We start from the raw sequence: 522 nt of genomic DNA on the forward strand, positions 1-522 counted from the left end.
TTGCCGTCGATGAGGTTGTTGCCGTCGTTGCCAGTGAGTTGGTTGTCCAGCTCGTTGCCGCTGAGGTTGAGGTCGTTGGTGCCCAGCAGCACGCCGTTTTCGACGTTGGCCACCAGGGTGTAGCTGATGCTGGATTGAACCGTGTCCGTGCCTTCGCCCGCGGCTTCGGTGACGATATCGCCGCTGTTGTCAACGACGTAGAGGTCCTCGCCCACGCCACCGATCAGGGTGTCGGCGCCTGCGCCGCCGTCCAGCGTGTCGTCGCCGCCGCTGGCTTCGATGCGGTTGGCCAGCGCACTGCCGGTGAGCGCATCGGCGCGGCCAGAGCCCACCAGGTCTTCGATGTTGGAGAGGCGGTCGCCCTGGGCGTCGCCGCCCTGGCCCAGCCCGGTGCCGAGGTTGACGTTCACGCCCAGGCCAGAGCCCGCGTAGCTGGCGGTGTCTATGCCTGCGCCACCGTCCAGGGTGTCGGCGCCCGCGCCGCCTTGCAGCGTGTCGTTGCCCGCGCCAGCGAGCAGGCGG

General features: G+C 68.8%; 1 protein-coding gene. It reads right to left on the bottom strand.

All coding sequences use genetic code 11. The annotated features are described in order from the left end of the window. The coding region (locus ACG0Z6_RS16610) for a calcium-binding protein (RefSeq protein WP_394463461.1) at nucleotides 1–522 on the bottom strand (522 nt) is incomplete at both ends.

This window comes from Roseateles rivi, assembly GCF_043555845.1.
Classification (GTDB): domain Bacteria; phylum Pseudomonadota; class Gammaproteobacteria; order Burkholderiales; family Burkholderiaceae_C; genus Roseateles; species Roseateles rivi.